Genomic DNA, 11,444 nt, shown 5'->3' with positions numbered 1-11,444 from the left:
ATAAAAATCAGTAGACTCGAGTTCCTACTGATTTTTGATATAATTCGTTTGGATTATGCAGCCAAAACTTTGCGTCCTTTACGACGACGAGCTGCCAATACGCGACGACCGTTTTTAGTTGACATACGGTTACGGAATCCGTGTTTGCGCGCACGACGAAGTTTACTTGGTTGATAAGTACGTTTCACGATGAATACCTCCTCATAGATTTTGTATTCGTTTAGCCGGCTATAAAGTGATCAGTTACTAAACATACTTTACTATTCTATCTGATTCTTTTACTTTTGTCAATAGCTCTAGGCAAATGTTTCCAGCTTTTTCGAATGTAAGCCCTATCTACGATACTGTTTCAAGAAACGAGTCATCTTTTCTTGGATTTGGGCTAGTTCATCAACACGAGGAAGGTAAACGATACGGAAATGGTCTGGTTCCTGCCAGTTAAAGCCTCGACCATGAACCAAGAGAACCTTTTCCTGCTTCAAGAAATCAAGAACAAACTGCTCATCATCATCGATACGGTACATATTGCGGTCGATTTTAGGGAAGATATAGAGTCCAGCCTTGGGTTTAACCGCAGACAAACCTGGAATATCTTGAATGGCATTGTAAATGAAATTTCTTTGCTCGTAAATTCGTCCACCAGGAAGGAGCAATTCATCGACCGATTGGTGGCCACCTAAGGAAGTTTGTACGACTTGTTGGGCCAAAACGTTAGAGCAAAGGCGCATATTGGATAGCATATTGAGCCCTTCGATATAGCCCTTGACATGAGTCTTAGGTCCAGACAAGACCATCCAACCCACACGGAAACCAGCGATACGGTGGGATTTTGACAGACCATTCATGCTGACACAGAAAACATCTGGTGCCAGGCTCGCCACAGGCGTATGCACATGTCCATCCATGACCATGCGGTCGTAAATTTCATCCGCAAAGATAATCAAATCGTTTTGACGGGCAATCTCAATAATTTCCAGCAAGAGTTCCTTAGGATAAAGGGCTCCAGTTGGGTTGTTTGGATTGATAAGGACGATTGCCTTGGTATTAGAAGTGATTTTTGACTTGATATCGTCAATATCTGGGTACCATTCTGCAGCTTCATCACAGATATAGTGAACGGCATTTCCTCCAGCTAGGCTGACAGCCGCTGTCCAAAGGGGATAGTCTGGCATTGGCACCAAGACCTCGTCTCCATTGTCCAAAAGCCCCTGCATGGACATGACAATCAACTCACTGACACCATTTCCAAGGTAGATATCATCAATATCTACGTTTGGGAATTTCTTCAATTGGCAATACTGCATGATAGCCTTACGGGCTGAGAAAATCCCTTTGGAGTCAGAATATCCTTCACTATCACGCGCATTCATAATCAAGTCATGAATGACCTCGTCTGGCGCTGTAAAGCCAAATTCTGCTGGATTTCCTGTATTCAGACGTAAAATCTTTTCTCCGTTTGCTCGCATCCGCATGGCTTCTTCCAAAACAGGACCACGGATATCATAAGCAACATGCTCTAACTTACTAGACTTGTTATATTCTTTCATCTTGTTTCCTCAATTCATCGAGATAGTAACATTATACCACTAGAAAGGGATTGCGACAAGTTTACTGAAATGTGTTATTAAAATCCTACAGAATAAAAACCTCGCTAAAAGCGAGGTCAAGACAGGGGAGATAGCAGGTATTTTGCGAAAGTCACATCACATACCAAAAGATAAACCTAGAAAAAGCAAGCCTAAAAAGGAGTCATAAAGAAGATTGAACATGAGAAAAAGTCCCCATATCATCAAGTAATCCCAACGCCCACTTCGTTTTGCAACCAGGAATAATAGAAAATGGTAGAGTAGGTGAAAGACTAAAAAGCCAACAAAACCTGGATAGAGAAGCGGTACCAGACTCTCTAATTGCCAGATCATGATAACTTCTAGCAAGACTGAAACTAGGATGATGCCATAATAAAGGAAATTTGATTTTTTTGTTTCTTGAAAAGAGTGCTTCGTCATTCTCCCTCCCTTCACTTCTTTCCTGCTATCCTTTCTTTTATTTTATCATATATTTATATAGATTTTAATCGCTAACATTCTTTTGAAAAATACTTTTTTTGCTTTACTTCTATAGTGAAAAGGTTTACAATTATAGTAAGAAAATTTCAGGAGGTTTCATTATGGCACAACGTTACCAAAATATCATGGTCGCAATCGATGGTTCTAAAGAAGCAGACTTGGCTTTTGTCAAGGGAGTTCATTCTGCTCTACGAAACGACGCTAAACTCACCATCGCACATGTCATTGACACACGCGCTCTCCAAAGCGTATCCACCTTTGATGCTGAAGTTTATGAAGAACTCCAAGTCGACGCTGAAAGTCTGATGAAAGAGTACGAAAAACGTGCTAAAGATGCTGGTGTGGCAGATGTTCATATCGTCATTGAAATGGGAAATCCAAAGACCCTACTGGCACGTACTATTCCCGATGCTGAGGAAGTGGACCTCATCCTCGTTGGCGCAACTGGTCTCAACGCCTTTGAACGCCTCTTGGTCGGTTCTTCATCTGAATACATCCTCCGCCATGCTAAGGTTGATTTGCTGGTTGTGAGAGAACAAGAAAAAACCTTATAATCATCAAGAAAAGGAGCCCCCAGCTCCTTTTTATTTACTTTTTGTTTACTGTTTATTTCTCTCTTTATGGCGTTCATAAGCCTTGAGCTGACGCTGCAGTTCCTTTTTAATAGCAGGTTCTGGAGCATATTTTTCTTCCCAATCATCTGGCTTTAAGATTTTGTGGGTCACTGGATCAAAATGAGCCTTGCCATCTGGAAAAATTTTCCCCATATTGGCCTGATGGACGATATCAAAAATACGTTCTGGGTCCACCCCCATCAAAACAAAACTACCATAGGTAAAGTAAAGCGTATCAATCAAGGCATCCACCTGCCCGACCAAATCTTGCTGGGCAGGTGTCTTCTTGGCTACTTTCTCTGCTGCCTTATCAAGAGCCTGATGAAGTTGCGATAGAGCTTGACCAAAGTCCTCTTCAGAAGGACTGGCAGCTCGAACAAACTCTACCAATTCTTCTATTTTAAAGCCAGACCTGTGGGTTGCACCTTCTAAATCCCAAGCTCGAGGTTCTTCTTGGGTCCGTTCATCCATCATGTGGTGGAAGGTCTTGACCTTATTGAAATGATAGTCACGGCTGACAAAGACTTTTTCTGAGGCCAGAACACCAAAATGTTCCAGGGCCTTGTGGATTCCATCTTGCTGATTGCTGGTAGTGATGTGCTTGGCAACTTCCTTGACGCTGCTACTACCATTTCCCATAGCGACAGACATACCGACACCCGCCAGCATTTCTAGGTCGTTATCCGAGTCACCAAAGGCCATGACTTGGTTGAGATCAAAACCATATTCTTTCCCAACTCGTCGAATGCCTTCCAATTTAGAGTTTCCTTGATTGATGACATCTGCTGCAAAAGGATTGCTACGTGTCAATTTCAAGTCTTCAAAATCAGCTGCTGCCTTCTCAGATTCTTCTGGCGTCATCAGCATCAAGACTTGGTAGATAGGCTGATTCATTAGATCAAGCAGGTCTTCTTCCTTTTGGGGAACAACCTTGCTGACCATACGATTAAAGGAATAACTCACTGTCCGAGTTAAAACAGAGGGAACGAAGCGACTGATTCGTTGGGAAAAAGAACCCAGACCAAAGGACATGATTTTAGAACCCAGCATAGCATCCTTGGTCCCTAGGGCAATCTCCTTGCCCTCTTTTTTAGCATACGTAATGAGCTGGCGCAAATGTAACTTGGAAATTGGGCTCGTGAACAAGACTCTGTCTTTAGTAAAGATATACTGGCCATTGTAGGTTACCGCAAAGTCCAGATCCAAATCGTCCATCAATTCCTTAACAAAAAAAGGTCCTCGCCCTGTCGCTACACCAACTAGCACCCCTTGTTCTTTGACAATCTTAATCGCGTCCTTAGTGGATTTCAAAACACTCTTGCGATCGTTAACCAAGGTTCCATCGATATCAAAAAAAACAGCTTTGACTTCCATCCTATCCCAATCTCCCCTTTTGTGATACAATGATTATACCACATTTCAGAAAGAGTGAGTAAATCATGCCTAAGAAAATCCTTGTTTTACATACGGGTGGAACTATTTCCATGCAAGCCGATGCTTCTGGCGCTGTTGTGACGAGTTCAGATAATCCCATGAACCATGTGTCCAATCCTCTTGAAGGAATCCAAGTCCACGCCTTGGACTTTTTTAACCTGCCAAGCCCCCATATCAAACCCAAGCATATGCTGGCCCTCTACCAAAAAATCAAAGATGAAGCAGATAACTACGATGGAGTGGTGATCACACACGGGACCGATACTTTAGAGGAAACAGCCTATTTCCTTGATACCATGGAAGTCCCCCACATGCCTATCATACTAACAGGGGCCATGCGCAGCTCCAACGAACTCGGAAGTGACGGTGTTTATAATTATCTGAGTGCTTTACGAGTGGCTAGCGATGACAGGGCTGCTGACAAAGGAGTTTTGGTCGTTATGAACGATGAAATCCATGCTGCCAAATATGTCACCAAAACACATACGACCAACGTCGGCACCTTCCAGACCCCAACACATGGGCCACTTGGTCTGATTACGAAGCGGGAAATCCTCTACTTCAAAACAGCTGAACCTCGTGTTCGCTTTGACCTTGATCACATACAAGGATTGGTCCCTATCATCTCGGCTTATGCTGGTATGACAGATGAGCTGATTGATATGCTGGATTTGGAACAATTGGACGGTTTGATTATCCAAGCCTTCGGGGCTGGTAATGTTCCCAAAGAAACGGCTCAAAAATTAGAAAGCCTTCTGCAACAAGGAATCCCAGTCGCCCTTGTTTCACGATGCTTTAACGGTATTGCAGAACCTGTTTATGCCTACCAAGGTGGGGGCGTGCAGTTGCAAAAGGCAGGTGTCTTCTTTGTTAAAGAACTCAATGCCCAAAAAGCCCGCTTGAAACTCCTCATTGCCCTCAATGCCGGACTAACAGGACAGGCTTTGAAAGACTATATGGAAGGGTAAGTCTCTTCTCCAGAAAGCAAAATCAGGAAATCTGCACGATTCCCTGATTTTTTCTATTTACGTTTTCGTGTTGAGCGACGTTCTGTCAAACCATGAGGTAAGAGAACTTCACGTTCTTCCAACTCTTCCTTGTGCATAATCTTAGTCAACATACGCATACTAATGGCGCCAAGGTCATAAAGAGGTTGGGCAATAGTGGTCAAGTTTGGACGGGTAAAGCGTGAGACTTGTGAATCATCACTAGTAATGATTTCAAATTCTTCTGGTACTGACACACCCTTATCAGCAAGGCCGTTCAAGACACCTGCTGCCAATTCATCACCTGTTACAACTGCTGCAGTTGCGTTTGATGAAATCAAGCGTTCTGCCAAGGCATAGCCATCTTCATAAGTGTATTTAGATTCAAATACCAATCCTTCGCTATAAGAAATACCTGCTTTTTTCAAGGCTTCCTTGTAGCCAACCAAACGAACCTTACCATTGATGTCATCCACTAATGGACCACTAACGAAAGCAATGCGCTCATTTTCTTTAGCGAGGTAGGTTACTGCATCAATCGTTGCTTGTTTGTAGTCAATATTGACACTTGGAAGCTGATGTTCTACATCCACAGTTCCTGCAAGAACAACTGGTGTTCGAGAACGAGAAAACTCTGAACGAATTTTTTCAGTCAAGTGGTACCCCATAAAGATGATACCATCCACTTGCTTAGAAAACAGTGTATTGACAACTGAAACTTCCTTGTCATCGTCCTCATCACTATTAGCAAGAACAATATTGTACTTGTACATTTCAGCGATATCATCAATCCCTTTGGCAAGCGTTGAGAAATAACCATTGGTAATATTGGGGATCACGACACCGACAGTGGTTGTCTTTTTACTTGCAAGACCACGTGCCACTGCATTTGGACGGTAATCCAAACGATCAATCACCTCAAGCACTTTTTTACGGGTGTTCTCTTTTACATTCTTATTGCCATTGACTACACGGCTAACTGTCGCCATTGAAACTCCTGCTTCACGGGCGACATCATAAATCGTTACTGTATCGTCTGTATTCATTCCATTTCCTTTCTATATCATACCTCACGAGACTCCAAAAAAAGAGACGGTATGAAAATTTCGTTTTCATGATTCTACTTATTCCATTTTATCACTATTTGTAAACACTTTCAAGCGTTTTTTGAAGATTATTTGAAAAAATTTCATAGGAAGCTATGTTTATGAAGAAAAAATCACCTTTTCTTGATTTTTAATCCTATTTGCTGTATGATAAGGGAAAAGAAAGGAGGCAAAGATATGGCTTTTACCAATACCCACATGCGGTCGGCTAGTTTTGGCATTGTTACCAGCTTGCCTGATGATGTCATTGACTCTTTTTGGTATATTATTGACCACTTCTTAAAAAATGTCTTTGAATTGGAAGAAGAACTCGAGTTTCAATTGCTTAATAACCAAGGAAAAATTACCTTCCACTTCTCAAGTCAACACCTCCCTACAGCCATTGATTTTGATTTTAACCATCCCTTCGACCCTCTTTATCCCCCGAGAGTCCTGGTTTTAGATATGGACGGTAGAGAAACTATCCTCCTCCCAGAAGAAAATGACCTATTTTAAAACTCTAGCCTTCAGTTACAAACGACTGAAAACTAGAGTTTTTTCTATTTTTTCAAAGCATTATACAAGTTGCGGATCGGTTTCTTTAATGTCGGATGGATAAAATGAGGCGCAATTTCCTGTAAGGACTCAAGGACAAAAAGGCGTTCCGCTATGTAAGGATGAGGCAAGATAAGGTCATCTGTATAAAGGATCTGGTCCTCCACAAAGAGCAAGTCCAAATCAATCAAACGAGGTCCCCAATACACTTCTCTCACCCGTCCCATCTCTGACTCAATGGCTAACAAGGTTTCTAACAAGACTGGGGCCGGCAACCAGGTTTCAACCTCAACCACTTGATTAGCAAAGCTATCTTGCTCCACACCACCCCAAGGATCCGTCGTCAAGACACTGGACTCTTTGAGAATATGGATACCACGAGCTCGCAGTTTGTCAATGGCTCGCTCCAAGTTTGCTTGCTTATCTCCCATGTTGCTTCCCAGAGCGATAAAGGCCCGTTGCTTACGACGATGAATGGTTACTGAGCAAGTATCCAGTGGCAAATGCACCGGTGCCCAAGGTTTTTTCAGTTCCAACTTCATTTCTTGGACAAGAGGATAAGCCTCAAAGGTACGTTCTACCAGTTTATAAGCTACCGTTTCAATTAAATCTTCACTCGTTTCCTGAAACCATGCCGTCCACTGCTGGCACAATTCTCCGTAATGGACAGAGGCCGTCAAATCCAAGTCTGTAGCCGCCTTGGTCATATCATAAGATAAGATGGCTGAAACGATAAATTTTTGCCCCAATTCCTTCTCACTAGTAAAAAGACCATGATAAGCAAAAATTTCCAAATCCTTAATCTGCAGTTGATCCATAATGATTCCTTTCTAGAAAAATCCGCTTCAAGCGGATTCTTTTTATACTCAAAGTGCAAACTAGTAAGCTAGCCGCAGGTTGCTCAAAACACTGTTTTGAGGTTGCAGATGGAAGCTGACGTGGTTTGAATTTGATTTTCGAAGAGTATTATAGCCCCATTAAACGATAAGCCTGATCTCGAAGGTCCTTATCTGTTTCAAATAGACCACGAGCTACTGTCGTCAAGGTTGCAGTGCCTGGTTTTCTGACACCACGCATGCTCATACACATATGTTCTGCCTCAATGACAACAAAGGCTCCTTTAGCACCTAGATAGTCCATCAAGGCATCGGCCACTTCGATATTCAAACGTTCTTGAATTTGTGGTTTTTTCGAATAAACTTCAACCGTACGGGCTAGCTTAGACAAACCTGCCACACGACCATCTGGAATGTAGGCAATATGCGCTCTCCCATAAAATGGTAGAAAGTGGTGCTCACACATGGTATGGAAAAAGATATCCTTTTCTACCACCATATTATCGTCAAGAATCTCAAAGGATTTTGACAAATGTTCCTCCGCTGTTTGACCAAGCCCTGAAAAAATCTCTTGGTACATACGAGCCACACGAGCAGGTGTTTCCTGCAAGCCTTCGCGGTTAGCGTCCTCTCCTACAGCCTCGATAATCATTTTTACAGCTGCTTCAATCTTTTGTTTATCCATTCTCTTTTTTCCTCTCCATCAGATAGGCTCTCACTTGGCTCAAGAAATACAAGGAACCCGTGACAATCCTAACTGTTTTTTTCTCTTCTTTTTTATCTGTCAATTTCTGCTCTAGAAAATCCTGCCAACCTTGGTAGCTGAGATTTCTAGACTTAGCTGCCTCTTTCAGCACGCTTTCATCAGTCGCCCGACTATCGTCAAAATGTGTTAGAGTAAGCTCGGTATCTGGCATGGCCCCAAGCAAATCCAACATATCCTCCAAGGCCTTAGTTTTGATACAAGTAAAGAGGATTTCCTTACGATAATCCGCAAAGCGTTCTTGCAAGGTTGCTAATAAAGCTTTGATAGCATGGGGATTGTGGGCCCCATCCAAGATCATCGAGGGGTTCCTTGACACGATTTCCAAACGCCCTGGCCAACTTGTTTCTTCCAAGGCTTGAGCAAGCAAGTGATTGCTTGCTAGTTCTCGACCATCTTCTTTACAAAAAGCATCAAGTAAAGCTATGGCCATCCCAGCATTCTCTATCTGGTGCAAGCCAAGCAAGCCAGTCTGGAAGCGACCTTGTCTGAGAGAACTAGTATAGTCAAAGACTTCACCCGTTACCACACTCTCTTGATGACTAACTTGATAATCTTTCCCATAGGCAAGTCTCGGCGCAGCTTTCCCTTCCGCAATGCGGTCAATCACAGCCAAGGCTTCTGGAGCGATACGACCTGTCACCAAGGGAATTCCTCGTTTGATAATACCAGCTTTCTGCTCTGCTATGGCTTCCAAGGTGTCACCAAGTAGGGCCACATGGTCCAGTCCAATGGTCGTAATTCCTGTTAAAATTGGCTGGCAAACATTGGTACTATCCAAAAGCCCACCCATGCCCACTTCCATGATGGCCACATCTACTTGCTCTGAGGCAAAGTAGTCATAGGCCAAAGCTGTGATAATCTCAAACTCAGTTGTCCCCTGCAAATTAGCAGCCGATTCCCCTTCCAGCAACGACTGATAGTCTGCCATGAGGGCTTCTAGTCTAGCTTCTGGGATGGATTCCCCGTTGATGCTAATCTGGTCTGAGTAATGAATGAGATAGGGCGAACTGAACACGCCTACTCTCAGACCTAGCTTTACGAGCATATTTTTCAAAAAAGCAATGGTCGAACCCTTGCCATTGGTCCCTCCGATATGGATGACCTTGAGTTTGAGATGGGGATTGCCACGCAAAGCTAATAGTTCCACCATTCGTTCCAAGCCAAAATGCGGTTGGTCCGTCCGGTAGTTGGCAATCCACTGATTGTTTTGAATCTCTTTCATCTTATTTATATTGTTTTAAATCTAGATTTTCCGCTTCATCAGCCAGACGAATAGCGGAGGCAATTTCAACTGCCATCCTGTGACTAGCTACATCATGCACGCGCACCACTTCTACTCCCTGCCTCGCAGCGATACTGGTTACCTGAGCCGAAGCCGTATCTCGATTGCGGAAACCAAGTTCTGTCTCAGGATTGACTTCAAAACCATTTTCTTCAAGGATGTTGATGACAAACCGCTTGCGCGACACTCCAAGAAAGATTGGATAGCCCTTCTGATGGAGTTTATCCAGGTCCCGTAAAAGAAGCAAATTTTCTTTCTTGGTCAGACCAAAGCCGATCCCTGGATCCAACAGGATATTTTCTTGTGCGATTCCAGCTTGATTCGCTCTCGCTAAGGCTCTGTCAAAGAAAGCCTCCATCAAGTCTTCGATTGGCAATATTTCAAAGTCAGCTAACTCTTCCTCTGTAAAAGCTTGTCCAAAACCAAAATGAGGAAATATAAGCGAGCTAGGGTGCTGAGGTCGCGCCATGACTGGATTAAACATAATGACCACTTTCGCTCTCGCTTCAGCTACCACATGGGCCATTTTTTCATCACCCATGAGACCAGTGATATCATTGACTAGATTAGCACCAGCAGCCAAAGCAGCCTCTGCCACTTGACTTTTCCAAGTATCAATAGAGATGAGGGCATCACTTTCCTTGCGAATAGCTTTGATCACTGGAACAACACGCTGGATTTCCTCTTCTATCTCAACATAGCTACTTCCCGGCCGAGTTGATTCTCCACCGATATCGAGCATGCTGGCTCCTTCTGCTATCAATTTACGAGCCTGCTGGAGCGCCTGCTCAAGAGCAAAAAATTGGCCACCATCCGAAAAGGAATCTGGGGTTACATTGATAATTCCACAAATAGCTGTCTTTGCATGATTGGCTTTAGTTGACATATCGGTCACTCCCTCAAGGCTTTTCACCATATTATTTCTCTATTTTACCATAAAAAGAAAAAGATGGACACGATTGCATTCATCTTTTTCCCAGTAGAAACAAGTAAGCAATTGTCAAAAATCTTAAACAGAGATCCCTAATGTCCGACTCAAAATCACCACGAGAGCCAACAAACAGAAAAAAACTCCATTAACAATCATGTGAAGTAAGATAGACATTTCCAAACGTTGGGTTTTATAAACTGTCCAAGTTAGCACAGTTGACATTCCTCCATAGATAAGAAGAGAAGGTAGATTTGTCGGTAAATGAAGCAAGGCAAAGATAATAGCACCGACTATATAACCCACATTTTCTTTACCACGAAAGAGTTTTTTAGGGATCACTCCTCGACATAAAATCTCCTCACAAATAGGAGCTATTAGAACCAGTAAGAAAAAACTGGAAATTAAGGAACTATTCTGGACCAAATCATTAATATTTGATTGATTGCTGGTTGTTGTTTCATTCATCAAATGCAGTAAGACCACACCAAGAATATTAAAGGCAAGAATCACTAGATAGCTTAAGGCCAATCTAGCCAAATCCTTAGCCTTGAAAAACGATAAACCAAAACTAGCCAACTGTGATTTTCGAGCTCCGATGATAAATATAAGTAAAACCAACAAAGATAAGGCAGATACTAATAGTCCTGATTGCAACAATGGAAATCGTCTACTTGTTAGAAAATAGGACAAAGCCAAAGGAAGCTGAGAAAAAAGAAGGGCTACTAAAAAAATAATTACCCATTTGCCCCTGTTCACTATCTCTTTCCACATACTCTTCTCCTTCATGATTTTTCCTCCTTAGTCTTAATAAACATCATTGAATATATTTGCGAGCTAATCACAATCTCCTTTGTATTCAAAAAGGGGGAAAATCCCCCTGGGTAATCCT

Annotated in this window: 13 protein-coding genes; 3 read left to right on the top strand and 10 right to left on the bottom strand. The window is 42.6% G+C overall.

Going from position 1 to position 11,444, the window contains the following annotated elements:
- Positions 1-53 precede the first annotated feature (53 nt).
- From rpmH to ADJ60_RS04465, 3 genes are all read right to left on the bottom strand, one after another.
- Entirely contained in the window at positions 54-188 is a 135-nt protein-coding gene (gene rpmH / locus ADJ60_RS04475; RefSeq protein ID WP_000831905.1) for a 50S ribosomal protein L34, read from the bottom strand.
- Between the two features lie 144 nt (positions 189-332).
- Positions 333-1,547 carry a pyridoxal phosphate-dependent aminotransferase gene (locus ADJ60_RS04470; RefSeq protein WP_000666455.1) on the bottom strand — a complete coding sequence of 405 codons (1,215 nt, stop codon included), beginning with the start codon at positions 1,545-1,547 and terminating at the stop codon, positions 333-335.
- 156 nt (positions 1,548-1,703) lie between these two features.
- Entirely contained in the window at positions 1,704-2,006 is a 303-nt protein-coding gene (locus tag ADJ60_RS04465; RefSeq protein WP_049543690.1) for a hypothetical protein, read from the bottom strand.
- A 161-nt stretch (positions 2,007-2,167) separates the two neighbouring features.
- Here ADJ60_RS04465 and ADJ60_RS04460 point away from each other — a divergent pair, with 161 nt between their 5' ends.
- Positions 2,168-2,620, top strand: coding sequence for a universal stress protein (locus ADJ60_RS04460; protein WP_000079148.1), 453 nt, complete (start codon positions 2,168-2,170; stop codon positions 2,618-2,620).
- A 45-nt stretch (positions 2,621-2,665) separates the two neighbouring features.
- Here ADJ60_RS04460 and ADJ60_RS04455 read toward each other — a convergent pair whose 3' ends face one another.
- Entirely contained in the window at positions 2,666-4,054 is a 1,389-nt protein-coding gene (locus ADJ60_RS04455; protein WP_049543688.1) for a Cof-type HAD-IIB family hydrolase, read from the bottom strand.
- Between the two features lie 65 nt (positions 4,055-4,119).
- Here ADJ60_RS04455 and ADJ60_RS04450 point away from each other — a divergent pair, with 65 nt between their 5' ends.
- Positions 4,120-5,082, top strand: a complete 963-nt coding sequence (locus ADJ60_RS04450) for an asparaginase (RefSeq protein WP_049543685.1) — start codon at positions 4,120-4,122, stop codon at positions 5,080-5,082.
- A 53-nt stretch (positions 5,083-5,135) separates the two neighbouring features.
- On the opposite strand, the gene ccpA is transcribed toward ADJ60_RS04450, so the two are convergent.
- Positions 5,136-6,146 (bottom strand): catabolite control protein A, encoded by a 1,011-nt coding sequence (gene ccpA, locus ADJ60_RS04445; protein ID WP_001090628.1) that lies wholly within the window; start codon positions 6,144-6,146, stop codon positions 5,136-5,138.
- A gap of 237 nt (positions 6,147-6,383) precedes the next feature.
- Between ccpA and ADJ60_RS04440 the strand changes: the two genes are divergently transcribed.
- A complete protein-coding gene (locus tag ADJ60_RS04440) occupies positions 6,384-6,701 on the top strand; it encodes a DUF960 domain-containing protein (protein ID WP_000886035.1) in 318 nt (105 codons plus the stop codon).
- Positions 6,702-6,745: 44 nt separating this feature from the next.
- Here ADJ60_RS04440 and folB read toward each other — a convergent pair whose 3' ends face one another.
- From folB to ADJ60_RS04415, 5 genes are all read right to left on the bottom strand, one after another.
- The gene (gene folB / locus ADJ60_RS04435) at positions 6,746-7,558 is read right to left on the bottom strand and encodes a dihydroneopterin aldolase (protein ID WP_049543684.1); all 813 of its coding nucleotides are present in this window, start codon (positions 7,556-7,558) and stop codon (positions 6,746-6,748) included.
- A 148-nt stretch (positions 7,559-7,706) separates the two neighbouring features.
- Entirely contained in the window at positions 7,707-8,261 is a 555-nt protein-coding gene (gene folE / locus ADJ60_RS04430; protein WP_049543682.1) for a GTP cyclohydrolase I FolE, read from the bottom strand.
- A complete protein-coding gene (locus tag ADJ60_RS04425) occupies positions 8,254-9,564 on the bottom strand; it encodes a bifunctional folylpolyglutamate synthase/dihydrofolate synthase (RefSeq protein WP_049543680.1) in 1,311 nt (436 codons plus the stop codon). Before ADJ60_RS04425 ends, folE begins: the two co-directional genes overlap by 8 nt.
- A gap of 1 nt (position 9,565) precedes the next feature.
- On the bottom strand, positions 9,566-10,540 hold the full coding sequence (gene folP, locus ADJ60_RS04420; RefSeq protein WP_049543679.1) for a dihydropteroate synthase: 975 nt from the start codon (positions 10,538-10,540) through the stop codon (positions 9,566-9,568).
- Between the two features lie 93 nt (positions 10,541-10,633).
- Positions 10,634-11,341, bottom strand: coding sequence for a CPBP family intramembrane glutamic endopeptidase (locus ADJ60_RS04415; protein ID WP_049543677.1), 708 nt, complete (start codon positions 11,339-11,341; stop codon positions 10,634-10,636).
- Positions 11,342-11,444 lie beyond the last annotated feature (103 nt).

It is taken from the genome of Streptococcus pseudopneumoniae (assembly GCF_001076775.1).
GTDB lineage: Bacteria > Bacillota > Bacilli > Lactobacillales > Streptococcaceae > Streptococcus > Streptococcus pseudopneumoniae_G.
This window is presented reverse-complemented; position numbering and strand designations above follow the sequence as displayed.

Excerpts from the sequence above, each read along its gene's own strand:
- ADJ60_RS04470 (WP_000666455.1), bottom strand. The coding sequence starts at position 1,547 with ATGAAAGAATATAACAAGTCTAGTAAGTTAGAGCATGTTGCTTATGAT.
- ADJ60_RS04465 (WP_049543690.1), bottom strand. The coding sequence starts at position 2,006 with ATGACGAAGCACTCTTTTCAAGAAACAAAAAAATCAAATTTCCTTTAT.
- ADJ60_RS04460 (WP_000079148.1), top strand. The coding sequence starts at position 2,168 with ATGGCACAACGTTACCAAAATATCATGGTCGCAATCGATGGTTCTAAA.
- ADJ60_RS04455 (WP_049543688.1), bottom strand. The coding sequence starts at position 4,054 with ATGGAAGTCAAAGCTGTTTTTTTTGATATCGATGGAACCTTGGTTAAC.
- ADJ60_RS04450 (WP_049543685.1), top strand. The coding sequence starts at position 4,120 with ATGCCTAAGAAAATCCTTGTTTTACATACGGGTGGAACTATTTCCATG.
- ccpA (WP_001090628.1), bottom strand. The coding sequence starts at position 6,146 with ATGAATACAGACGATACAGTAACGATTTATGATGTCGCCCGTGAAGCA.
- ADJ60_RS04440 (WP_000886035.1), top strand. The coding sequence starts at position 6,384 with ATGGCTTTTACCAATACCCACATGCGGTCGGCTAGTTTTGGCATTGTT.
- folB (WP_049543684.1), bottom strand. The coding sequence starts at position 7,558 with ATGGATCAACTGCAGATTAAGGATTTGGAAATTTTTGCTTATCATGGT.
- folE (WP_049543682.1), bottom strand. The coding sequence starts at position 8,261 with ATGGATAAACAAAAGATTGAAGCAGCTGTAAAAATGATTATCGAGGCT.
- ADJ60_RS04425 (WP_049543680.1), bottom strand. The coding sequence starts at position 9,564 with ATGAAAGAGATTCAAAACAATCAGTGGATTGCCAACTACCGGACGGAC.
- folP (WP_049543679.1), bottom strand. The coding sequence starts at position 10,540 with ATGGTGAAAAGCCTTGAGGGAGTGACCGATATGTCAACTAAAGCCAAT.
- ADJ60_RS04415 (WP_049543677.1), bottom strand. The coding sequence starts at position 11,341 with ATGAAGGAGAAGAGTATGTGGAAAGAGATAGTGAACAGGGGCAAATGG.